General features: G+C 63.1%; 22 protein-coding genes and 1 riboswitch. Of the genes, 9 read left to right on the top strand and 13 right to left on the bottom strand.

The annotated features are described in order from the left end of the window. Positions 1–89 precede the first annotated feature (89 nt). The 7 genes from FNJ84_RS03305 to glpD form a co-directional block, all read right to left on the bottom strand. A complete protein-coding gene (locus FNJ84_RS03305) occupies positions 90–1,802 on the bottom strand; it encodes an ABC transporter substrate-binding protein (RefSeq protein ID WP_143791514.1) in 1,713 nt (570 codons plus the stop codon). A 41-nt stretch (positions 1,803–1,843) separates the two neighbouring features. After that, a complete protein-coding gene (locus FNJ84_RS03300; protein WP_143791865.1) occupies positions 1,844–2,158 on the bottom strand; it encodes a DUF2160 domain-containing protein in 315 nt (104 codons plus the stop codon). Positions 2,159–2,339: 181 nt separating this feature from the next. Then, positions 2,340–3,161, bottom strand: coding sequence for a carbohydrate ABC transporter permease (locus tag FNJ84_RS03295; protein ID WP_143791513.1), 822 nt, complete (start codon positions 3,159–3,161; stop codon positions 2,340–2,342). Next, the gene (locus FNJ84_RS03290; protein WP_143791864.1) at positions 3,161–4,027 is read right to left on the bottom strand and encodes a carbohydrate ABC transporter permease; all 867 of its coding nucleotides are present in this window, start codon (positions 4,025–4,027) and stop codon (positions 3,161–3,163) included. The genes FNJ84_RS03295 and FNJ84_RS03290 overlap by 1 nt, the downstream gene beginning before the upstream one ends. Next, positions 4,027–5,118 (bottom strand): ABC transporter ATP-binding protein, encoded by a 1,092-nt coding sequence (locus FNJ84_RS03285; protein WP_143791512.1) that lies wholly within the window; start codon positions 5,116–5,118, stop codon positions 4,027–4,029. The genes FNJ84_RS03290 and FNJ84_RS03285 overlap by 1 nt, the downstream gene beginning before the upstream one ends. 25 nt (positions 5,119–5,143) lie before the next feature. Beyond that, positions 5,144–6,214 (bottom strand): ABC transporter ATP-binding protein, encoded by a 1,071-nt coding sequence (locus FNJ84_RS03280; protein WP_143791511.1) that lies wholly within the window; start codon positions 6,212–6,214, stop codon positions 5,144–5,146. After that, positions 6,211–7,761 carry a glycerol-3-phosphate dehydrogenase gene (gene glpD / locus FNJ84_RS03275; protein WP_143791510.1) on the bottom strand — a complete coding sequence of 517 codons (1,551 nt, stop codon included), beginning with the start codon at positions 7,759–7,761 and terminating at the stop codon, positions 6,211–6,213. The genes FNJ84_RS03280 and glpD overlap by 4 nt, the downstream gene beginning before the upstream one ends. 138 nt (positions 7,762–7,899) lie before the next feature. On the opposite strand from glpD, the gene FNJ84_RS03270 reads away from it, so the two are divergent. From FNJ84_RS03270 to thiC, 3 genes are all read left to right on the top strand, one after another. Next, positions 7,900–8,661, top strand: a complete 762-nt coding sequence (locus FNJ84_RS03270; RefSeq protein WP_143791509.1) for a DeoR/GlpR family DNA-binding transcription regulator — start codon at positions 7,900–7,902, stop codon at positions 8,659–8,661. A 104-nt stretch (positions 8,662–8,765) separates the two neighbouring features. Beyond that, positions 8,766–9,941: an acetyl-CoA C-acyltransferase family protein gene (locus FNJ84_RS03265; RefSeq protein ID WP_143791508.1), complete on the top strand. Its 1,176-nt coding sequence runs from the start codon at positions 8,766–8,768 to the stop codon at positions 9,939–9,941. Between the two features lie 87 nt (positions 9,942–10,028). After that, positions 10,029–10,149: riboswitch (TPP riboswitch) on the top strand. Between the two features lie 89 nt (positions 10,150–10,238). Further along, the gene (gene thiC / locus FNJ84_RS03260; RefSeq protein WP_143791507.1) at positions 10,239–12,044 is read left to right on the top strand and encodes a phosphomethylpyrimidine synthase ThiC; all 1,806 of its coding nucleotides are present in this window, start codon (positions 10,239–10,241) and stop codon (positions 12,042–12,044) included. Between the two features lie 273 nt (positions 12,045–12,317). Here thiC and FNJ84_RS03255 read toward each other — a convergent pair whose 3' ends face one another. After that, entirely contained in the window at positions 12,318–12,929 is a 612-nt protein-coding gene (locus FNJ84_RS03255; RefSeq protein ID WP_143791506.1) for a queuosine precursor transporter, read from the bottom strand. Between the two features lie 183 nt (positions 12,930–13,112). On the opposite strand from FNJ84_RS03255, the gene FNJ84_RS03250 reads away from it, so the two are divergent. Further along, positions 13,113–13,649 (top strand): hypothetical protein, encoded by a 537-nt coding sequence (locus FNJ84_RS03250; protein WP_143791505.1) that lies wholly within the window; start codon positions 13,113–13,115, stop codon positions 13,647–13,649. A gap of 34 nt (positions 13,650–13,683) precedes the next feature. Here FNJ84_RS03250 and FNJ84_RS03245 read toward each other — a convergent pair whose 3' ends face one another. The 4 genes from FNJ84_RS03245 to FNJ84_RS03230 all read right to left on the bottom strand — a co-directional run bounded on the left by FNJ84_RS03245 (position 13,684) and on the right by FNJ84_RS03230 (position 17,446). Then, entirely contained in the window at positions 13,684–14,589 is a 906-nt protein-coding gene (locus FNJ84_RS03245) for an esterase-like activity of phytase family protein (RefSeq protein ID WP_143791504.1), read from the bottom strand. Further along, positions 14,562–15,446, bottom strand: a complete 885-nt coding sequence (gene mepA / locus FNJ84_RS03240) for a penicillin-insensitive murein endopeptidase (protein ID WP_143791503.1) — start codon at positions 15,444–15,446, stop codon at positions 14,562–14,564. Before mepA ends, FNJ84_RS03245 begins: the two co-directional genes overlap by 28 nt. After that, entirely contained in the window at positions 15,443–16,801 is a 1,359-nt protein-coding gene (locus FNJ84_RS03235; RefSeq protein ID WP_143791863.1) for an MFS transporter, read from the bottom strand. Before FNJ84_RS03235 ends, mepA begins: the two co-directional genes overlap by 4 nt. An 84-nt stretch (positions 16,802–16,885) precedes the next feature. Then, complete coding sequence (locus FNJ84_RS03230) at positions 16,886–17,446, bottom strand: acyl-CoA thioesterase (protein WP_143791862.1); 561 nt, start codon at positions 17,444–17,446, stop codon at positions 16,886–16,888. 133 nt (positions 17,447–17,579) lie between these two features. On the opposite strand from FNJ84_RS03230, the gene asd reads away from it, so the two are divergent. The 5 genes from asd to FNJ84_RS03205 all read left to right on the top strand — a co-directional run bounded on the left by asd (position 17,580) and on the right by FNJ84_RS03205 (position 22,911). Further along, positions 17,580–18,737, top strand: coding sequence for an aspartate-semialdehyde dehydrogenase (gene asd / locus FNJ84_RS03225; RefSeq protein WP_221931926.1), 1,158 nt, complete (start codon positions 17,580–17,582; stop codon positions 18,735–18,737). Positions 18,738–18,749: 12 nt separating this feature from the next. After that, a complete protein-coding gene (locus tag FNJ84_RS03220; RefSeq protein ID WP_143791502.1) occupies positions 18,750–19,043 on the top strand; it encodes a YggT family protein in 294 nt (97 codons plus the stop codon). Continuing rightward, positions 19,043–21,079, top strand: coding sequence for a DNA helicase RecQ (gene recQ / locus FNJ84_RS03215; RefSeq protein ID WP_143791501.1), 2,037 nt, complete (start codon positions 19,043–19,045; stop codon positions 21,077–21,079). The genes FNJ84_RS03220 and recQ overlap by 1 nt, the downstream gene beginning before the upstream one ends. Before the next feature lie 294 nt (positions 21,080–21,373). Then, positions 21,374–22,282 (top strand): protein-methionine-sulfoxide reductase catalytic subunit MsrP, encoded by a 909-nt coding sequence (gene msrP / locus FNJ84_RS03210; protein WP_143791500.1) that lies wholly within the window; start codon positions 21,374–21,376, stop codon positions 22,280–22,282. Beyond that, positions 22,282–22,911 (top strand): sulfite oxidase heme-binding subunit YedZ, encoded by a 630-nt coding sequence (locus FNJ84_RS03205; RefSeq protein WP_143791499.1) that lies wholly within the window; start codon positions 22,282–22,284, stop codon positions 22,909–22,911. Before msrP ends, FNJ84_RS03205 begins: the two co-directional genes overlap by 1 nt. Positions 22,912–22,917: 6 nt before the next feature. On the opposite strand, the gene FNJ84_RS21910 is transcribed toward FNJ84_RS03205, so the two are convergent. After that, positions 22,918–23,211, bottom strand: a 294-nt coding sequence (locus FNJ84_RS21910) for a hypothetical protein (protein WP_185968406.1), incomplete at its 5' end; no start/stop codon positions are given.

The raw sequence follows: 23,211 nt of genomic DNA, 5'->3' as shown, positions 1-23,211 counted from the left end.
GCCGGAGGCACCCGGCATCACCACCAGGATCTGGATATTTGAATGAAGAAGAAAGGGGGCAGGCAGCGCCCACCCCCGATCCATGGTTGTTACTGCCAGCTTTTCACCAGCTCGTCATAGCTGATGGTTTCCGGCTGCGGCTTCTCGTTCTCCAGCTTCAGCTGGGGCGCGATGGTGCCGTTTTCCTTGGCGAAGGTGTTCCAGTATTCCAGATCATGCTCTTCGTTCATCTTCGGGCCGATATCGCCCTGAACGCCGGCACGCTCCAACCGCTCCATCACGCTTTCCTGCTCGGCGCAGAGGCTGTCCATGGCTTCCTGTGCGGTCTTGGCGCCCGATGAGGCATCGCCGATGGCCTGCCACCACAGCTGCGCCAGCTTCGGATAGTCGGGCACGTTGGTGCCGGTGGGCGACCATTGCAGGCGGGCAGGCGAGCGATAGAACTCGACCAGACCGCCCAGATTGGGCGCGCGGTCGGTGAAGCTTTGGTGCTGGATGGTGGATTCGCGGATGAAGGTCAGGCCGACATGGCTTTTCTTCACGTCCACCGTTTTCGAGGTCACGAATTGCGCGTAAAGCCAGGCAGCCTTGGCGCGGTCATCGGGGGTCGATTTCAGCAGCGTCCAGGAACCGGCATCCTGATAGCCCAGCTTCATGCCGTCCTGCCAATAGGCACCCTTGGGCGAGGGGGCCATGCGCCATTTCGGCGTGCCATCCTCGTTCACCACGGGGGTGCCTTCCTTGACCATGTCGGCGGTAAAGGCGGTGTACCAGAACATCTGCTGGGCCACTTCGCCCTGCGCCGGGACCGGGCCCGATTCCGAGAAGGTCATGCCCTGAGCCGCCGGAGGCGCGAACTTGCCCAGCCAGTCCAGGTATTTCTGGATCGCATAGACCGAGGCCGGGCCATTGGTGTCGCCGCCGCGGGCCACGCAGGACCCGACCGGACGGCTGTTTTCATCGACGCGGATGCCCCATTCATCGACCGGCTTGCCGTTCGGAATGCCCTTGTCGCCGTTCCCGGCCATCGACAGCCAGGCATCGGTGAAGCGCCAGCCAAGCGAGGGGTCCTTCTTGCCATAGTCCATATGGCCATAGACCTGCTTGCCGTCGATCTCGCGGCCGGTGAAGAATTCGGCGATGTCCTCATAGGCGGACCAGTTCACCGGAACGCCAAGGTCATAGCCGTATTTTTCCTTGAACTCGGCCTTGATCGTCTCGTCGTTGAACCAGTCATAGCGGAACCAGTAGAGGTTCGCGAATTGCTGGTCGGGCAGCTGATACAGGTTGCCGTCTGGCGCCGTGGTGAAGGAGGCGCCGATGAAATCGGCCAAGTCCAGGTTCGGGTTGGTTACATCGGCGCCGGCATTGGCCATCCAGTCGGTCAGGTTGCGCGCCTGCTGGTAACGCCAATGGGTGCCGATCAGGTCGCTGTCGTTGACATAGGCGTCATAGACGTTTTCGCCCGACTGCATCTGGGTTTGCAGCTTTTCGACCACATCGCCTTCGCCGATCAGGTCATGGGTGATCTTGATGCCGGTGATGGCCGAGAACGCCGGGGCCAGCACCTTGGATTCGTATTCATGGGTGGTGATGGTTTCCGACACCACGTTGATTTCCATGCCCGCGAAGGGGGCGGCTGCGTCGATGAACCATTGCATCTCGGCTTCTTGGCCGGCGCGGTCCAGCGTTGATTGGTCGCCGATTTCGGCATCGAGGAAGGCTTTGGCCTCGTCCATGCCAGCCTGGGCGGCCGTTGCCATCAGCGCAAGCGCCATGGCGGTCGTCAGGTGAAGTTTCATTTGGGGTTTCCCTCCCGTTGGTGCCGGTTACCCGGCGGTTGTCACACCCAGCGGAATACCGCTGCGGCGTAAATCAGCGCGACGGCCAGCCCGCCCCAGACCGGCATCCCCATCACCCCCAACCAGATGAGGCAGATGAAGGCCGAGCCGAGCAGGCTGATGAACAGCCGGTCGCCGCGCGTCGTCATGATCCCCAACATGCCCTTGCGCGGCGTTTCGGGGAAGCGGATGGCGAGCCAGGTGAACAGGATCAACAGGCCCGCGATGATGGTGAAGAACAGGGCGGATGGAAAGGTCCAAGCCATCCAGCCGCCGGGGTCGAGGCTGCCGAACCAGTCCTTGGCCTCGTCCTTCATGGGCACAAGGGTGGTCAGCCAGAAGAGGAAGCCGAGCCAGATCAGGCCGACGATGGCGAAGCCGGTGTTGACGGATTTGGTCATTGGCTTGCACCTTGATTTGCGTCCCGCGACAGCCGGGGGCTTTGCCCCCGGACCCCCAGGATATTTGCATGAAGAAGAAGCGGCAGGGTGGGCATTTTTACACCCTCCCCAGGGCAAAGCCCTTGGCGATGTAGTTGCGGACGAACCAGATCACCAACGCGCCGGGGATGATCGTCAGGATACCCGCAGCTGCCAGCACACCCCAATCCATGCCGGATGCGCTGACCGTGCGGGTCATCGTCGCGGCGATGGGTTTGGCGTTGACCGAGGTCAGGGTGCGGCTGAGCAGCAGTTCCACCCATGAGAACATGAAGCAGAAGAAGGCGGCGACGCCGATGCCGCTCGCGATCAGCGGCATGAAGATCTTCACGAAGAAGCGCGGGAAGGAATACCCGTCGATATAGGCGGTCTCGTCGATCTCGCGCGGGACGCCGGACATGAAGCCTTCGAGGATCCAGACGGCGAGGGGCACGTTGAACAGGCAATGCGCCAGTGCGACGGCGATATGGGTGTCGAAGAGGCCGATGGATGAATAGAGCTGGAAGAAGGGCAGAGCAAAGACCGCCGCCGGGGCCATGCGGTTGGTCAGAAGCCAGAAGAACAGGTGTTTGTCGCCCAGAAACCGATAGCGCGAGAAGGCATAGGCCGCCGGCAGCGCCACGGTGATCGAGATGACCGTGTTCATCACCACATAGGTCAGGCTGTTGACATAGCCCATATACCACGACGGGTCCGTCAGGATCGTCGCGTAATTGGCCAGCGTCGGGTTTTGCGGCCAGAGGCTGAAGGCGCCGAGGATTTCCCGGTTGGTCTTCAGCGACATGTTCAAGAGCCAGTAGATCGGCAACAGCAGGAACAGCAGGTAGATCGCCATGACGATGGCGGATCCGCGGCCTTTGGATTCTGCGACAGCGGCCATTATTGCGCCCCCTGATCTTTGGTCATGACGGTGTAGAAGACGAAGGAAATCAGCAGGATCACCAGGAAATAGATCAGGCTGAAGGCCGCTGCCGGGCCAAGGTCGAACTGCCCCACGGCCATTTTCACGAGGTCGATCGACAGGAAGGTGGTGGCATTGCCCGGACCGCCGCCGGTGACGACGAAGGGCTCGGTATAGATCATGAAGCTGTCCATGAAACGCAGAAGGACGGCGATCAGCAGCACGCCCTGCATCTTGGGCAACTCGATATAGCGGAAGACCTTCCAGCGCGACGCCTGGTCGATCTTGGCGGCCTGGTAATAGGCGTCGGGGATGGATTGCAGACCGGCATAGCAGAGCAGCGCGACGAGGCTGGTCCAGTGCCAGACATCCATGACGATGATCGTCACCCAGGCATCCAGCGCGTCGTTGACATAGTTGTAATCAATGCCCAGCTTGGCCAGGGTATAGCCCAGAAGCCCGATATCGACGCGGCCAAAGACCTGCCAGATGGTGCCCACGACGTTCCACGGGATCAACAGCGGCAGCGCCATCAGCACCAGACAGAAGGACGCCCATGCGCCCTTCTTGGGCATGTTCAGGGCGATGAAGATGCCAAGCGGGATCTCGATGGCAAGGATGATGGCCGAGAACAGGATCTGGCGGCCAAGCGCGGCGCGGATGCGGTCGGAATTGATGACATCCTCGAACCATTCTAGGCCCGCCCAGAAGAACTGATTGTTCCCGAACGTGTCCTGGATCGAGTAGTTAACGACCGTCATCAGCGGCAGCACCGCCGAAAAGGCCACGAGCGCCAGAACCGGCAGAACCAGGAACCAGGCACGGTTGTTGACGGGTTTATCCATCATGCGGCCCTTTCCGCTGCGGCGGGGGCGACCCGCCAGTCATCGACATAGACATGGGTATGGGCGGGATCGACGATCACGCGGTCGGCCCCCTCGGGGATCGGCTGGCCTTCGGGGACGATCACGTTGAAATCCTGCGGGCCTACCTGACCGCGCACGATGCGGTGGTGGCCGACATCCTCGATCCGGCGGATGGCATAGGGCAGGCCCGCGCCGCCCACAGCCAGCGTGGCAAATTCGGGGCGCACGCCGATCTGGACCTTGCTGCCCTTGGGTGAATAGCCGTGATTCAGTGCGACCGTGGCGCCTGCGACATGGGCGGTGGCGCCGTCGACCCGCGCGTCCAGCACGTTCATGCCGGGCGAGCCGATGAAGTAACCCACAAACGTATGTTCCGGCGCATCGAACAGCGCCTGCGGCGTGCCCGCCTGCACCACGCGGCCATCATACATGACCACGACCTGATCGGCGAAGGTCAGCGCCTCGGTCTGGTCATGGGTGACATAGATCATCGTATGGCCGAAACGGCGGTGCAGGTCCTTCAGCTGCGTGCGCAATTCCCATTTCATATGCGGGTCGATCACGGTCAGCGGTTCATCGAACAGGATCGCGTTCACGTCTTGCCGCACCATGCCACGGCCAAGGCTGATCTTCTGCTTGGCATCGGCGGTCAGGCCACGGGCGCGGCGGTCCAGAACCTCGGCCATGCCGATCATCTCGGCGACCTCGGCGACACGCTTGGCGACCTCGGCCTCGGCCATGCCGCGATTGCGCAGCGGGAAGGCCAGATTATCGCGCACCGACATGGTGTCATAGACAACCGGGAACTGAAACACCTGCGCGATATTGCGGTCGGCGGTCGGCAGCTGGGTCACGTCCTGATCGCCGAACAGGATGCGCCCCTGCGACGGCACCAGCAACCCCGAGATGATATTCAGCAAAGTCGATTTTCCGCAACCCGAGCTGCCCAGCAGGGCATAGGCGCCGCCATCCTGCCAGGTCATGGTCATCGACTTCAGCGCATAATCCGAATCCTTCGAGGGATTGGGCGAATAGCTATGCGCCAGATTTTCCAGTGTGATCTTGGTCATGTGGTCTCCTCCCCTGACCGGCGGCTCAGGCAGCGGCGGCATAGGGCGCGGGTCGGGCCAGCGCGCCATCGGGCTTGAACAGATAGATATGCGCAGGGTCCAGCCAGACGGTCAGTTGCTGGCCGTGTTCGCGGTCATGGACGCCGTTCACCAGACCGACCCAACGGTCGCCCTCGTGATGCAGGTGGATAAAGGTCTGCGCGCCGGTGATCTCGGTCGTGTTCAGCACGGCAGAGAGCGGCAGCGCGCCGGGTGTTTCCGACAGCGACAGATGCGAGGGGCGGAAGCCCGCCAGATAGGTGCCATCGGCCAGACCCGCCGCATCCCAGCTGGCCTGATTGATGCTGGCGCGGCCGCCCGACAGTTTCACCGTCTTGAAGTTCATCGGCGGATCGCTGAACACCCGTGCCGTGGTCGCGTCGCGGGGCGCGCGATAGACACTCGGCGTCGGGCCGAATTGCGTCACCCGGCCTTCCCACAGCGTCGCGGTATTGCCGCCCAGCAGCAGGGCCTCTTCGGGTTCGGTGGTGGCATAGACGAAGATCGCGCCGGATTCTTCAAAGATGCGCGGGATTTCGGCGCGAAGCTCCTCGCGCAGTTTGTAATCGAGGTTGGCCAGCGGCTCATCCAGCAGCACCAGACCGGCGCCCTTGACCAGCGCGCGGGCAAGGGCGCAGCGCTGTTGCTGGCCGCCCGACAGTTCCAGCGGCTTGCGCGCCAGCATCGGCGTCAGGCGCATCATCTCGGCGGTGGCCTTGACGCGGCGGTCAATCTCGTCGCGGCCTACGCCCATCAGGCGCAAGGGCGAGGCGACGTTGTCATAGACCGTCATCGAGGGGTAGTTGATGAACTGCTGATAGACCATCGCCACCTTGCGGTCCTGCACGCGCTGGTCGGTCACGTCCTGACCGTTCCAGAAAACGCGGCCCTCGGTGGGCTTGTCCAAGCCCGCCATCAGCCGCATCAGCGTGGTCTTTCCCGCCAAGGTTGGCCCCAGCAGGACGTTCATGCTGCCCGGTTGCAGGGTCAGGTCGGTGGGGTGGATCTGCACCCGCCCGCCAACCGATTTCGAGATATTGCGAAGTTCCAGCGTCATGCTGCGGCCCTTTTCTCGGTCATCCACGCATCCAGCGCGGCGATCTGGTCGGGCTGCATGCGCAGGCCCAGCTTGCTGCGCCGCCAGACGACATCTGCCGCATGGCGGGCGAATTCATGGCGCATCAACCAGCGCAACTCGACCTCGGACAGGGTGCCGCCGAAATCGCGGCCCAGATCGGCGGCGCTGCGGGCATCGCCAAGGATCTGCCGGGCGTCCAGCCCATAGGCGCGGATCAGGCGATGCGCCCAATCCTCGGTCAGGAAGGGATAGTCCTGCCGCAGCGAGGCGATCAGCCGACTAACCCCATCAACCGGGAAATTCCCGCCGGGCAGGGGCACGCCTGCGGTCCAATCGTCCCCGGCCTGCGGGAAATGCGGCGCCAGCTTTTGCAGCGCGTGCTCGGCCAGCTTGCGATAGGTAGTGATCTTGCCGCCAAAGACATTGAGGCAGGGCGCGCCGTTCGTATCCAGCGACAGCACATATTCGCGCGTCGCCGCAGTGGCCGATTTCGCGCCATCGTCATAAAGCGGCCGAACGCCGGAATAGGTCCAGACGATCTGATCGCGCGTCACCGGCTGCTTGAAATACTTGCTGGCGAAATCGCACAAATACTGCTGTTCCGCAGGCGTGCATTCGGCATCGAGAGGGCTGCCCTGATGGTCCTGATCGGTGGTGCCGATCAGGGTGAAGTCGCGCTCGTACGGGATGGCAAAGATGATCCGGCCATCGGCGCCCTGGAAGAAATAGGCCTTATCGTGGTCGTAAAGCTTGGGGACGACGATATGGCTGCCGCGCACCAGCCGCACCGATTCCGTGCTGGGCAGGTGGATCACGTCATGGATCACATGGCCGACCCAAGGGCCGCCCGCGTTCACCAAAGCGCGGGCATGGAAGATGCGGCCATCGGTCAGCGTCACCTTCCACAGCGCGCCGTCGCGCCGGGCATCGGCAACCTCGGCGCCAACCAGCACATCCGCGCCGCGTTCCGCCGCATCGCGGGCGTTCAGCGCCACAAGGCGCGCATCATCGACCCAGCAATCGCTGTATTCATAGGCCGCTTGCAGGCGGTCTTGCAGCGGGCGCCCCTCGACCCCGGTTTTCAGATCGACCGATTTCGTGCCCGGCAGGATCTTACGCCCGCCCAGATTGTCATACAGAAACAGCCCGGCGCGGATCAGGAAATTCGGGCGGTGGCCCTTGGTCCAGGGCATGACCATCGCCACCGCACGGCCCACCGGCGTGGTCGATTCAAAGGTCATATGCGGGTCCAGCGGCAGCACGAAACGCATCGGCCAACTGATATGCGGCATGGCGCGCAGCAGCACCTCGCGTTCCTTCAGCGCCTCGCGGACGAGACGGATTTCCAGATATTCCAGATAGCGCAACCCGCCATGGAACAGCTTGGTCGATTTCGAACTGGTCGCCTGCGCCAGATCGCCCATCTCGGCCAGGCGCACCGACAGGCCGCGGCCCACCGCGTCACGCGCAATGCCGCAGCCATTTATGCCGCCACCAATGATGAACAGGTCGGTCGTTTCCGGCATGGTTCCCCTCTCCCATTGCGGCGCATCCGATCACGGCCGCGTGCGTTCTGTCAATCGAAATTATTCGTTTTAGTTCGTCAATGTTCGTATTGACAGAAAACGAACATGCCTCTTACGTGGCGTCAGGGGAGAGAGTCCATGGTTCTGAACATCCGGCAGCTGGAAATACTGGAGCTGGCCAAGGCCAGCGGTCGCGTTTCGGTCGATGATCTTGCCGCGCGATTCGAGGTCGCGGCCCAGACCATCCGCCGCGACCTGAGTGAACTGGCCGATCAGGGCATTCTGGACCGCGTGCATGGCGGTGCGGTGATGCCAAGCGGTGTCAGCAATATCGGCTATGACGAACGCAGGCGCATGCATGAGGAAGCCAAGGCCGCCATTGCCCGTGCCTGCGCGGCCGAAATCCCCGACAATTCCTCGGTGATCATCAATATCGGCACCACGACCGAGGCCGTTGCCCGCGAATTGCTGAACCATCGCAACCTGACGGTCATCACCAACAACATGAACGTGGCCAATATCCTTGTCGCCAATGACAGTTGCGAGGTGATGGTTGCGGGCGGGGCGCTGCGGCGGTCGGATGGCGGGCTGGTGGGTGACCTGACGATCGAGTTCATGGCCCAGTTCAAGCCGGATTTCGCCGTGATCGGCACCTCGGCGCTGGATGCCGATGGCGATCTGCTGGATTTCGACATGGCCGAGGTCCGCGTCAGCCGGGCCATTGTCGCACAGGCGCGCCGGGCCTTTCTGGTCACCGATCTCAGCAAGCTGGAACGCTCGGCGCCGATGCGGATCATTTCGATGCAGGTCTTGGACACGGTCTTTGTGGACCGCCCGCTGCCCGTCCCGCTGATGCAGCGTTGCAGGGAATGGGGCACCCGCGTGGTCGTCGCGGGCTGATCCGCGCGTCATCGGATGAGCGAAATGCCGTTACGCCAGGGCTTTCGGCCTTGGTGGTGCGGCGCTAGTGTTGCACCGAAACGTATCATGGGGGAGCAATTCAAATGACCGATATCGTCATCCTGTCCGGCGCGCGCACCGCGATCGGCGCCTTTGGTGGCAGCCTGGCCGCGATTCCGCCGATCGAACTGGCCTCGACGGTGACCAAGGCCGCGATCCAGCGCGCCGGTGTCAGCGCCGATCAGATCGGCACCGTCGTCTTTGGCCATGTGATCAACACCGAGCCGCGCGATATGTATCTTAGCCGCGTGGCCATGCTGGATGCGGGTGTGCCCGACACCACGCCGGCAATGAACGTCAACCGGCTTTGTGGTTCCGGCGCGCAGGCCATCGTTTCCGCCGTCCAGGCGCTGCAACTGGGCGATGCCGATTTCGCCGTCGCCGGCGGTGCCGAAAGCATGAGCCGCGCGCCCTATGCGGTGCCCTCGGCCCGCTTCGGGGCCAAGATGGGTGACCAGAAGATGCTGGACATGATGACCGGCGCGCTGACCTGCCCCATGGGCACCGGCCATATGGGGGTCACGGCGGAAAACGTCGCCGCCGAACATCAGATCACCCGCGAACAGCAGGACGAATTCGCGTTGGAATCGCAGCGCCGGGCGGCGGCGGCGATTGCCGGCGGGCTGTTCAAGGACCAGATCGTTCCAGTCGAGGTCAAGACCCGCAAGGGCATGGTGGCCTTTGACACCGACGAACATCCCAAGGAAACCAGCCTTGAGAAACTGGGCGCGCTGAAGGCGGTGTTCCAGAAGGATGGCAGCGTCACGGCCGGCAATGCCAGCGGTATCAATGACGGGGCGGCGGCCATCGTTCTGGCCCGCGCCGATGCTGCGGCAGCGGCGGGCCTGACCCCCCGCGCACGTGTGCTGGGCTATGCCGTTGCCGGCGTTCCGGCCCGGATCATGGGCATCGGCCCGATCCCTGCCGTGCGCAAGCTGATGGAACAGACCGGGCTGAAGGCCGAGGATTTCGACGTGATCGAATCGAACGAAGCCTTTGCCTCGCAGGCGCTGGCGGTCAGCAAGGAGCTGGGCCTTGATCCGGCCAAGGTGAACCCCAATGGCGGCGCCATCGCTTTGGGCCATCCGGTCGGCGCGACCGGCGCTATCCTGACCGTGAAGGCGTTGTATGAACTGGAACGGACCGGCGGCAAGACCGGGCTGATCACCATGTGCATCGGCGGCGGTCAGGGCATCGCCATCGCCATCGAGCGGGTCTGACCCAACCCCCGGCCGCCTGCCCTGAAGCGGGGCGGGCGGCCAGACGCAGTATGGTGCTTGACCCGAGCCCCGGAACGGGCAATGGTCCCCCCATGTCGGGGGAGTCCCACCTAGGGGACTGAGAGGCTGACAGGGGGCAACCCCGGTGACGCGACCCTTTGAACCTGACCCAGTTGATACTGGCGTAGGAAGACCGAAGGGCGTTCCCCCCAACCATCAGCCGGGGCGGTCCTTTCGGGCCGCTTGGCCCCTTTCTGCGCACCGTTTCATCTGGGTATTTTCGCAAGAGAGGACCAGATGGACCACGTCACCACCCAGACCACCACCCCCAGCATTACCACAGGCGCGCTGCCGGCCTCGCGCAAGATCCATGTTGCCGGCGCGATTCACGACATTCGCGTGCCGATGCGCGAAATTGCCGTTCAGGACGAGCCCGCGCTGACGGTCTATGACAGCTCTGGTCCCTATACGGATCAGGCGGTGCGGACCGACATCACGCAGGGGCTGGCCGATGCCCGCGGCGATTGGCTGGACCGGCGCGGCGATGTCGAACGCTATCAGGGGCGGGCGATCACCGCAGCCGATAACGGCTTTGCCAAAGGGGCGCGGCTGGTTCCCGCCTTTCCGGTTTCGCCCGCGCCGCGCCGCGCCCTGGCCGGTCGCGCCGTGACCCAGCTTGCCTATGCCCGCGCCGGCATCATCACCCCCGAGATGGAATTTGTCGCCATTCGCGAGAACGAGGGCCGGCTGGCGGCGATGCCGTCGCGCGATGGCCAGCCCTTCGGCGCGGAACTGCCCGATCTGGTGACACCCGAATTTGTCCGGGCCGAGATCGCGGCAGGACGGGCGATCATCCCCGCCAATATCAATCACCGGGAACTTGAGCCGATGATCATCGGCCGCAATTTCAAGGTCAAGATCAACGCCAATATCGGCAATTCCGCTGTGACCTCGTCGATGGAAGAAGAGGTCGAGAAGATGGTCTGGGCGATCCGCTGGGGCGCCGATACGGTCATGGATCTGTCCACGGGGCGCAATATTCACAACATCCGCGACTGGATCATCCGCAATGCGCCGGTGCCCATTGGCACGGTGCCGCTGTATCAGGCGCTGGAAAAGGTCGGAGGCATCGCCGAGGATCTGTCATGGGAGGTGTTCCGCGACACGCTGATCGAACAGGCCGAGCAGGGCGTGGACTATTTCACCATCCATGCAGGTGTCAGGCTGCACATGATCCCGATGACCGCCACGCGGGTGACGGGGATCGTGTCGCGGGGTGGCTCGATCATGGCAAAATGGTGCCTGCATCACCACCGCGAAAGCTTTCTGTATGAGCGGTTCGACGAGATCTGCGACATCATGCGCGCCTATGATGTCAGCTTCAGCCTGGGTGACGGGTTGCGGCCGGGCAGCATCGCCGATGCCAATGACCAGGCACAATTCGCCGAGCTGCGGACCCTGGGCGAGTTGACCAGAATTGCCTGGGCCAAGGACTGCCAGGTGATGATCGAGGGGCCGGGCCATGTGCCGATGCACAAGATCAAGGCCAATATGGACGAGCAGCTGCGCCACTGCCACGAGGCACCCTTCTATACCCTGGGGCCGCTGACCACCGATATTGCGCCGGGCTATGACCATATCACCAGTGCCATCGGTGCGGCGATGATCGGTTGGTTCGGCACAGCGATGCTTTGCTATGTCACTCCCAAGGAGCATCTGGGCCTGCCGGACCGCGATGATGTGAAAACCGGGGTCATCACCTATAAGCTGGCCGCCCATGCCGCCGATCTGGCCAAGGGCCACCCGGGCGCACAGCGCCGCGACGATGCCTTGTCGCGGGCACGTTTCGAATTTCGCTGGCAGGATCAGTTCAACCTGGGTCTGGATCCCGATACGGCGCGTGCCATGCATGATGAAACCATGCCGGCCGAGGCCCATAAGGTCGCGCATTTCTGTTCCATGTGCGGCCCGAAATTCTGTTCCATGCGGATCAGCCACGACATCCGGGCCGAGGCCGAGCGTCAGGCGGGTATGGACAGCATGGCCGAGAAATTCCGCGAAGGCGGGCAGCTGTATCTGCCGGTCAGCGAGGATGCGGGCTGATGCACCAGGCCAGGGCGCCGCAGCCGCGTCACAAATGAAAACGGGCCGCCCCGAAGCTGGCGGCCCGCGAGTTCCACGGAGATGGTCCGGTTAGGGATGGAAGAAACCCGTCCGGTCCCAATCAGGGTTTACGACCCTTAGGGCTGCCCTCAGGCCACGGCCCCCCTGACTGTTCCGACACCTCTCTCCAATATCACTCTCGACACTGGACCACCTCCTTTCAATTGGTTGCCGTTATAATTGAAAGGGTGCCACAGTTTCGGAATCTGTCAATCAGATTTCTTGGGTCTTGCTCAACAAATTGTTAACGATGAGGCGGAAAGGCACAAGGGCAAGTAGGGCAAGCGCCAGTTTGCACAGCCAGTCGGCAAAGGCCAATGACGCCCAAAGCGGCGCCTCGGGGCCGGTTCCAACCAGCGGCAGCAGTTCGTTTGCCCAGCTGACATCATCGGCCGGGTCTATGAAAGACAGGCTGGCCGAGAAGGCGATGGAAAAGAACAGCGCGGTATCGACGAAGGATCCCACCAGTGTCGAGGCCAGCGGCGCCCGCCACCAGCGCCCCTGCCGCAGCCGGTCGAACACCGCCACGTCCAGCAGTTGCGCCACCAGAAAGGCCGTGCCCGATGCGATGGCGATGCGCAAGGTCGTCGCATCCAGCCCGGCCGCGATCAACGAGCAGATCACCCCCACGACAAAGCCTGCCAGCACCACCCGCCGCGCGGCCGCCGCACCATAGACGCGGTTCATCACGTCGGTGACCAGAAAGGCGATGGGATAGCTGAGCGCGCCATAGGTCAGCCAATTGCCCAGCTGATACTGCACAAGGATATTCGAGGCCACGACGATTGCGGCCATGGCAATGATGCCGGGAAGGTGACGGGTCATAGGGTTTCCGTTTTACAAGGTTGCGGAAGAACTCGGCCCCGACTGTCGGGACAGCGGGGCGCATACGCCCAGACGGCATGACTTGTCAACAATCAGGCCGAGCCGGCATTCCGAGCAGGCGCAGCGGAGGTCGAGCCCGAGTCGTGTTACAATATCGCTGCCGTTAACAGAGGAGATGGGCAAATGGCATATGGATTCCAAACAGGTGCATTTTACGACTTGGCCGGGCGTATGCGCGACTATCCAGACGGGGTTGCTAATGACGACGAGAGGTTAGCGGAATTGTCGCGGTCTTACATTGAGGCGGCGACGGCGTTGTTTGCCCTGATGCTACTGATCTTGCAGGCACGTATCCGGCGTTCGGCGACGGGTGGCCGCTATGACGGCTTCGTGCTGATCTATCAGGACAGGGTCAATGCGCTGTTGGCCGAGCTGCGGGAGTTCCTGCTGGAGGGGCCGGAACGCGCAGATACCGCCGAAATACGCGATTTTCTGGAAGGCGTCCGACGCGGTGCATTGGCAGAGGAAATGGAGGCGCTGCAATACGCGGTTGACCAGTCAACAGGTAATGGAACGGATGCCGATGCCGACGAAGAAGCGACGACGACTGTTACAAATTCACTCAAAGAGCAGATCGAAAGACGGATCAAGCGCAAATGGATCAAGGATATTCTGCACGCGATAAACGAGGCTCTCTCGGTCATGCGCGGCGTTTCCTGACCAGACCGGAACATGCTGGTCACAGGAACGGCCGTCACTCGCGCAGGCGATATTCCACCAGTTCCGTGCGCTGGACGAACAGGAAATTGTCGTCCGAGATCATCGTCAGACGGATCCCTTGCCCATCGTCCCAGACCGATAGCCCCTCAAGATTGTCATATTGCAGCGGTCGGGTTTCCAGCAGCACCTCCCCCGCGCTGATACTGTCCTCGGTCAGGTCAAAGCGGCGGACGCGCGAGGAAAACCCCAGCAGGCCGTGAAACGCGCGTTCCAGCAGGTAAAGCCTGCCATCAGGGCCGATATCGGCCCCGACCGACAGCCATTCGCCATCGCGCGATATGGTAAAAGGCTGGTCCCATGCGCCTTCGCGATAACGCAGGATCGGAAAGGGGCGATCCTGCGCGCCGGACCGTTCCGGGACAGCAAGGATCGTGCCATCGGGCTGAATGGCCAGCGCCTCCAGCCCTGAATTCTTGCGGATCGAGGGGATGTGCGGCAGGTCCGCGATCCGGGTCGCGGGGCGGTCCGCGTCCGTATACATGGCCATGCGGTTCAACCCCTCGAAGGTGACCCATATCCGGCCGTCGCGGCCGATGGCCAGGCCCTCACTGTCGCCCAGCCGACCGGCGGGCAGGGGGGTGCCCTTGCTGTCTTGCAGATGTGCGCGACCGGCGATGTTCATGCCACGGATGCGGCCTGACGGGTCGCGGTCGATGCTGCCCCAATACAGGTTCGCGCGGTCGGTCACCACGTTAAAGCCCTTGCCGTCGTCGCTGATCTCGATGCCCGAGAAGCCACCGAAATCCGGGTCCTGCGGCAGGGACCAGACATAGGTTGCGACATAATCCAGACTGGCTGCGGTCGCGGGTGGTGGCACGACCGGCAGGAAAGTCAGGAAAAGGCCAAAGAACCCTAGCGCGCTGTTCCGATAACCTGGCATTGCCTCGGCATTTCACTCAGCCGGTAGCTGCGGGGGTGGCGATAATCCGGGTCCGGCTTGCCGCGCGGGCGGGTCGAGGGGTTGGCGCGATAGCTGAGTTCCTGCATGGCCGCGCCGCAGCCATTGTCATTGCCCGACAGTTGCGCGACGGGCGTGGCGGTGTTGTGGCAGCCGGCGCTGCCTGCGGGGCAATTCAGCCGGACGTGGAAATGATAGTCGTGATTGGGCGTGGGGCGCAGCTTTTGCAGCCAGGCGCCGCGATTGCCATTGGCGCGGCACAACTCGACCTTGATGGCCGCATCGAGGAAAATACGGTCGACACGCCGGTCCATTGCCGCCGACTGGATCAGCGCCGCATGGGCCGGCGTCCAATAGCGCGACAGCCCAAGCCCGTTCGAGGCCACGACCGACACCGAGGAAATGCTTTCGCGCTGCGCTGGTGACAAATTCAGGCTTTGCGGCATCAGCATCCAGATATCGGCATCCAGCCCCGACTGATGGCTGGCATGGCCGGTCATCATCGGGCCACCGCGCGGCTGGCTCATGTCGCCGATATACAGCCCGCGCCAACCCATCTTGGTGGCGGCCTGACTAAGCCCGACAAGGAAATTCACGGTCTCGGGATGCGCCCAGTTGCGGTTGCGCGACAGGCGCATCGCCTGCCAGGACGGCCCACTTTCGGGCAGCGCGGCGCCACCGTTGAAACAGCCCTTGCTATAGGTGCCGACCACGACGGCGGATCCTCCGGTCGGGCCACCGACCCGGCCGAACACATCCTTGGCCAGCGGCGATTGCGCTGATGCCGGCAGGGCCATACCCATCAGGATGGCGGCGGTTGTCAGGAATTTGCGGATCACTGCTTTGCCTCTCCCTCTGTTTTGACCCAGTGTAGCAGGACCAGCGCCAGAAGGAACATCACGATCAACGGAGAGATGCCGATCCGCTGATTGCCCGTCATCGCAGTGACCGTGGCGATCAGGAAGGGCGCCAGAAAGGCCGTGGCCTTGCCCGACAGCGCATAAAGCCCAAAGGCCTCGGTGGCTTTCTCGGGCGTGGTATGGCGCACCATCATCGTGCGGCTGGCCGATTGCAGCGCGCCGCCGGCGCCGCCTATCACCGCACCACAGGCGAAAAACACCGCGTCGGGAATGCGCGAACCCTCGGCCAGGGGCATGCCGAACAGCATGGTGCGATCCATGCCGACGATGACGATGCAGACGGCGATCAGTGCCAGCGTGCAGACGATGATGACGGGCTTGGGCCCGAAGGCTCGGTCGGCCCGCCCCCCCAATTGCGATATCACGGCGGCGGCAAGCGCGCTGACGACGCCAAACACCCCCGACAGAAAGACCGGCCAGCCCAGCACCGTGCCGGCATAGATGCCGCCAAAGGCATACATCGCATTCAGCGCATCGCGCGAGAACATCGAGGACAGCAGCCACGCCGCCAGCGATCGGCGCTGACCCAGACTGGCGATCAGGCGCCACAGATCGGCAAGGGTCCGGTCCACGCCAAATGCGCGGCGCGGCAGTCGTGGTTCCTTGACCCATAAAAAGAACGGGATCATGAAGATCACATACCAGATTGCTGTGAATGGCCCGACAAAACGGGTGCCCTCGCGTGCCGCCGCATCCAGCCCGAAGATCGGCGGAATACCGGCCAGCGTCAGCCCGGTCACCGGGTTTTCGGCAAACAGCAGCAGCATGAAGACCAGGGCCACCAGCCCGCCCAGATAGCCGAAGGCATAGCCGCTGCCGGAAATACGGCCGATCTCTTCCCTGGGCGCCAGTGCCGGCAGCAGGGCATTGGTAAAGATGGTGGCAAATTCCATCCCGATCAGCCCGATCCCGAAAAACACCAGCGCCATGACCAGATCGGGCTGCTGCGGGGCAAGAAACCACAGCCCAAGCGAACCGGCGATATAGAAGGCCGAGAACACCCAGATCCACATCATCCGCCGCCCGGTCGTATCGGCGATGGCCCCAAGGATGGGCGCAAAGACGGCGATGATCACCCCCGAAATGGCCAACCCGGTGCCCCACAAGGTCTGTGCCTGCGCGCCAGCGACGGTCGCGCCTTCGCCCATGGCGATGAAATGAGTCCGCGCGACCTCGCCGAAATAGATCGAGAAAATGAAGGTCAGCAGCAGCGTCGCATAGGGCTGGCTGGCCCAATCGAAAAACCACCATCCCCAGATGCGCTTGCGGTTCATGGCGGCCCTTTTCTTCTTCACGCAAATATCCTCGGGGTCCGGGGCGGCGCCCCGGTCCGATCTTGCCATAAGGCCCATCGGCGATCAGCCTGGCAAGCTGCCTTTCACGTCAGGCGGCAAAACGGGCGGCCAGGGCCGCTCTGCATCGGCCTTGATCCAGGCCATGACCCAATCGGGCAGGGGCGGGCTTTCGGTGTCGCCACCGATTGCCAGCATCACCTCGGCTGGCGGCACGATCCCCTTGGCGCCGGTCACGGCCGAACGCAAAAGCATGTGGTTGCAGCACTCGCCGCCGCGCCACATCGACTGTTCCATATAGACGAAACGCCCGTCCCATCCGATCACGCGCGATACCATCGTGAACCGCTGAAACGCCCGGATCCGCCGCCGATAGCGAACGGAATTGCCCGCGACCGTTATGCCCCAGCCTTTCTTGCGCAAGATGCCGATCAGCCCGGTGCGTGCGGCCATGGGAATCCGCCCCAGATCATACAGGGTCAGCGTGCGGCCATTGTTCAACTCGATCCATGGGTCCAGATCCCAGGGCCAGCACATATGGGTCGAGATATGGGTGCCATCCACCTTCAGCGGTGGGGCCGAGCGGAACTTGACCATTTCCTTGACGAAACGAATGAAGGGATACATGCGCACCTGCCTTTCTGCGCCCGGATTGACGCGCCCGCCCGGCAAGGTCAACCGCGACCGTGCGGCAGCCATTGCGCCGCCGGGCATGCTGCACTAGAGAAGGCGTCGTTTTCTGCAAGGATTGGACAGGGTCGTGGCGCTGGGAAAAAACGGAAGCAAGCCTGTTGTCGGTCTGGTCGGCTGGCGTGGCATGGTCGGATCGGTGCTGATGGACCGGATGGGCGCGATGGGCGATTTCGACCTGATCGAGCCGATCTTCTTCTCGACCTCGAACGCTGGCGGCAAGGCGCCTCGCGGCGATGCGCCGCTGGGCGATGCCCATGACATTCAGGCGCTGGCTTCCTGCGAGGCGATCATCACCTGCCAGGGCGGCGACTATACCAGCGAGGTTTTCCCCAAGCTGCGTTCCGCCGGCTGGAACGGCCATTGGATCGACGCAGCCTCGACCCTGCGGATGAGCGGCGACGCCCTGATCGTGCTGGACCCGGTCAACCGGCCCGGCATCGACAACGCGATTGCGTCGGGCACGAAGAACTGGGTTGGCGGCAATTGCACGGTCAGCTGCATGCTGATGGGCGTGGGCGCGCTGTACAAGGCCGGGCTGGTCGAGTGGATGTCGACCCAGACCTATCAGGCGGCCTCGGGCGGGGGCGCGCAGCACATGCGCGAGTTGCTGACCCAATACGGCAGGCTGAACGCCGAAGTTCGCGACCTGCTGGACGATCCGAAATCGGCCATCCTTGAAATCGACCGCAAGGTTCTGGCCCGCCAGCAAGCCATGCTGGACAGCGATGAATCGCGGCAGTTCGGCGCGGTGCTTGGCGGCAGCCTGATCCCGTGGATCGACAAGGATCTGGGCAATGGCATGTCCAAGGAAGAATGGAAGGGCATGGCCGAGACGAACAAGATCCTCGGCCTTGGCCCCGACGCGATCGGCGGCGCGAATGAACCGGCCGTTCCGGTCGACGGCTTCTGCGTGCGCATCGGCGCGATGCGCTGCCACAGCCAGGCTCTGACCTTCAAGCTGAAGCGCGACGTGCCGGTTGACGAGATCGAGGCAATGATCGCCGAGGATAACGAATGGGTCAAAGTCGTCCCCAATGAAAAAGAGGCGACGATGCGCGAGCTGACCCCGGTGGCCGTCACGGGCACGCTGACCATTCCGGTCGGGCGTATCCGCAAGATGGCGATGGGGCCGGACTATCTGGGCGCCTTCACCATTGGTGATCAGCTTCTGTGGGGCGCGGCCGAGCCGCTGCGCCGGATGCTGCGCATCCTGATCGAAGCGTAAGGGGGTGGGCCAATGATAACGCTGTTTCAGGCGCTGATGCTGATTCTGGATGTGGTCTGGTTCATCATGATCGTCCACATCATCATGTCCTGGCTGATCAATTTCCAGGTGCTGAATCTGCGCCAGCCGATCGTCGGGCAGATCTGGGACGGGCTGAACCGGCTGCTGGAACCGATCTATTCCCCGATCCGCCGGCTTTTGCCCGATACCGGCGCGCTGGATCTGGCGCCGTTGGTGGTGTTCGTCATCATCATCGTCCTGCGCCAGGCGCTTGCCAATAACGCCGGTTTCTTCCTGGGCTATTGATGCCCACGGATCTGCTGCGCCAGGTCTGGGGCTTCGACGGTTTCCGCCCCGGACAAGAGGAAATCGTCCGTGCCGTGGCCGAGGGTCGCGATGTGCTGGCGATCATGCCGACGGGCGGGGGCAAGTCGCTGTGCTTTCAACTGCCGGCGCTGATGCGGGACGGGGTGACGGTGGTGATATCGCCCCTGATCGCCCTGATGCGCGATCAGGTCCGCGCCCTGCGCGAGGCTGGCGTGCCAGCGGGCGCCCTGACCAGCGGCAATACCGAGGCCGAGACGGACGAGGTCTTTGCAACCCTGCGTGACGGCCGGCTGAAACTGCTCTACATGGCGCCCGAGCGTCTGGCCTCGGGCGGGACGCTGACCTTGCTGCGCCGCGCCGGTGTAACGGCGATCGCCGTGGACGAAGCGCATTGCGTCAGCCAATGGGGCCATGATTTCCGCCCCGACTATCTTCGCATCGGTGATCTGAAGCGCGATCTGGATGTGCCGCTGGCCGCCTTCACAGCGACCGCCGATGCCGAGACGCGGGCCGAGATCGTCACCCGCCTTTTCGATGGTCGCGCCCCCGACAGCTTCCTGCGCGGCTTCGACCGCCCGAATATCCGCCTGACCTTCCAGCCCAAGGATGGCCCCCGCCGGCAGATCATGGATTTCGCCCGTGCGCGCCGGGGCCAGTCCGGCATCGTCTATTGCGCCAGCCGCGCCAAGACCGAAACCCTGGCCGATGCGCTGATGCGCGAAGGCATGGCCGCCGTCGCCTATCACGGCGGGATGGAGGCTGATCGTCGCCGCGAGGTCGAGGCGCGGTTCCAGCAGGAAGACGGGCTGATCGTCACCGCCACCATCGCCTTCGGCATGGGCATAGACAAACCCGATATCCGTTGGGTGGCCCATGCCGATCTGTCGAAATCCATCGAATCCTATTACCAGGAAATCGGCCGCGCCGGCCGCGATGGCGACCCGGCCGAGACGCTGACCCTCTACGGCCCCGACGATATCCGCCTGCGCCGCACCCAGATCGACGAGGGCCTTGCCGAGAATGCCCGCAAAGAGGCCGATCACGGCCGGCTGAACGCGCTTCTGGGGCTGGCCGAGGCAACCGGCTGCCGCCGCCGGCAGTTGCTGGCCTATTTCGGCGAGGATATGGCCGAAGATTGCGGCAATTGCGATATCTGCGCCGCGCCGCCCAGGCTGTTCGACGCCACGCAGGCGGTGCAAAAGGCGCTGTCGGCAATGCTGCGCACCGGCGAATGGTTCGGCGCTGGCCATCTGATCGACATCCTGACCGGCAATGCGACCGAAAAGATCCGCAGCCGCAGCCATGACCATCTGCCCACCTTCGGCATCGGCGCCGAATACAGCCGTGGCCAATGGCAGGCGATCTTCCGGCAGATGATGGGCCGCGACCTGTGCCGCCCCGATCCTGAACGCCACGGTGCCCTGCACCTGACGCCCGCCGCACATCCGATCCTGAAGGGCGAGGCTCAGATCACCCTGCGCCACGATACCGCGATGCGCACCAAGCCTTCGGTCGCCCTGCGCACGCAAGTCGCGGAAGAAGATGAACCCCTGCTTTCGGCATTGAAAGCCAAACGCCGCGCCCTGTCAGAGGCCGCGCGCGTGCCCGCCTATGTCATCTTCCCCGACCGAACGTTGATCGAGATGGCCGAACGCCGCCCGCAGACTCTGGACGAGATGGCGCAGGTCAGCGGTGTGGGCGCGAAAAAGCTGGAAAGCTATGGCCGCGATTTCCTGTCGGTGATCGCAGGCGAGGCGCCGCAGATGCATCCCGCCCGCCGCAAACTGGCGGGCCGCCCCGAAGGCGTGCTGTTCGACCGGTTGGCCGAGGCGCAGGCCCGGTTGATCCGGGGCGAGACGGGCGCTGACAAGCCGCTTTCCTGCTCGACCGGCCAATTGCGCCGCATCGCCGAAACCCGCCCCGCCGACCACGATGCCCTGTCGCGCCATCTTGATCAGGCCCGGCTGAACCGGTTCGGCACAGCCTTCCTGGATGAGATCAACGCAGCCGACTGATCATCAGCCGTGCGCAAATATCCCGCGGGGGAGATCCGGCCAAGGGCCGGAGCCGGGGGTGCGAAACCCCCGTTGGGACAGCCAGGCCCAGAAATCCGGTTCCACCAGTCGCTCTGACCCGGCGGATGATTCACTGGCGGGGTCGCGCGAATGTCATCGGGCGGGTCTGTAACAGCGGGCTATATAGGAACGAAGGGCAGTAACGGGCGGCGCGTAGGGCGGGCTTTCGGGCCATTCCTGTGGCATAATGCTGCAAGGACATTGCCGCCTGGCAAGACAGGAAGGAAATCGCAGATGAAGCTGAACTGGTCCGATGTTACGCCGCGGGTCGATTATCTGGACCGCCGCGCGTTCATGGTCGCAGGCATGGCGGCGGGTATGGCGGGCCTTGCCCCGCCGGCGATGGCCCTGACGGGGCGACCCTCGGCGCTGTCGACCGATGAAAAGCCGAATACCATCGCCGAGATCACCAATTACAACAACTTTTACGAATTCGGCACCGGCAAGGAAGACCCGGCCCGGAATGCCGGCAGCCTGACCACCGACCCCTGGTCGGTCGAAATAGGTGGCATGGTCGAGCGTCCCGGCAGCTATTCCGTTGCCGACCTTGCCCCCGAAAACGCACTGGAAGAACGCATTTATCGCCTGCGCTGCGTCGAGGCCTGGTCGATGGTCATCCCCTGGATCGGCGTGCCCCTGGCTGCGGTGCTGAACAAGATCGGCGTGCAGCCCGGCGCGAAATTCGTCGCCTTCGAAACCCTGATGCGGCCCGAGGAAATGCCGGGCCAGCAACGCGCCATCCTTGACTGGCCTTATCGAGAAGGGCTGCGGATCGACGAGGCGATGCATCCGCTGACGATTCTGGCGACGGGGCTGTATTCCGATCCGCTGCCCAACCAGAACGGTGCGCCGATCCGGCTGGTCGTGCCGTGGAAATACGGGTTCAAGTCGATCAAGTCGGTGGTTCGCATCACGCTGACCGACCAGCAGCCCAGCTGCACATGGCAGGATATGCAGCCGCAGGAATACGGCTTCTATGCCAATGTGAATCCTCAGGTCGACCATCCCCGCTGGAGCCAGGCGACCGAGCGGCGCGTGGGCAGCGGGTTGTTTGCCGGCCGGCAGGATACGCTGCCTTTCAACGGCTATGCGGATCAGGTGGCCAGCCTGTATCAGGGCATGGATCTGGCAAAGAACTATTGATGGCCCGGCAAATCAATCAATGGCTGCGGCGCATCCCGGTCTGGGCGGTCTGGCTGGCGGGCGCATTTCCCCTTGGCTTGCTGATCTGGGACATCTTCACCGGCGGGCTTGGGGTCGAGCCGGTGCGCGACATCGAACATCGCCTGGGTCGGACGGCGCTGTATTTCCTGATCGCCACGCTGTCGGTGACGCCATTGCTGCGTATCACCGGAATCAGCCTGATGCGATTCCGTCGCGCCCTGGGTCTGATCTGCTTTTCCTATGCGATGCTGCATGTCGCGTCCTGGGTCAGCATGGAAATGGGCTTTCGCTGGCAGCAGATGCTGGGCGACGTGGTCAAGCGCCCCTATCTGATCTTCGGGATGAGCGCGCTGGTCATGCTGGTGGCGCTGGCTGTCACCTCGAATGATTCCTCGATTCGACGGATGTGCGCGGCCGGATGGCGGCGGTTGCACCGGCTTGTCTATCCTGCGGCCGTTCTGGCCAGCATACACTGGATCTGGGCCCTGAAACTCTGGGAGCAGAAGCCCCTGATGATCCTCGGGGCGATTCTGCTTCTGCTGCTGCTGCGGCTGGCGATTCCCCGGCCCCTGAGGCGTCGAACGCAGATTCTTCAGAAAACAAATTGAGTAAATTCAATATGTTATCCAATATTTGTGCGACCGCAGCATTTTTTCGGATTTTTCTGCTTGCGCCCATCCGGCGCAGACCCTAGATACCGCTTCACCGAACGGCGGCAGACGCTGAACGGGATCGGGAAAGGCCTTGAAAAAGGAACCGACCGAAGGAAAATCTGGGAACTTGGACGGCTTGACGGCGCCAAAGGTTATGGCGCGGTTTGGTTGTTTTTGTTTCCACTGCTTTTTGACATTGATGGTATATCTGAAGAGATATGCGGGCGGTCTGGTCGTTAATCGACGTATGACGTT

Source organism: Paracoccus sp. M683 (assembly GCF_007096355.1).
In the GTDB taxonomy this organism is placed as follows: Bacteria; Pseudomonadota; Alphaproteobacteria; order Rhodobacterales; family Rhodobacteraceae; genus Paracoccus.
The sequence above is the reverse complement of the archived record's forward strand: the minus strand, read 5'-3'. Positions and strand labels throughout refer to the sequence as shown.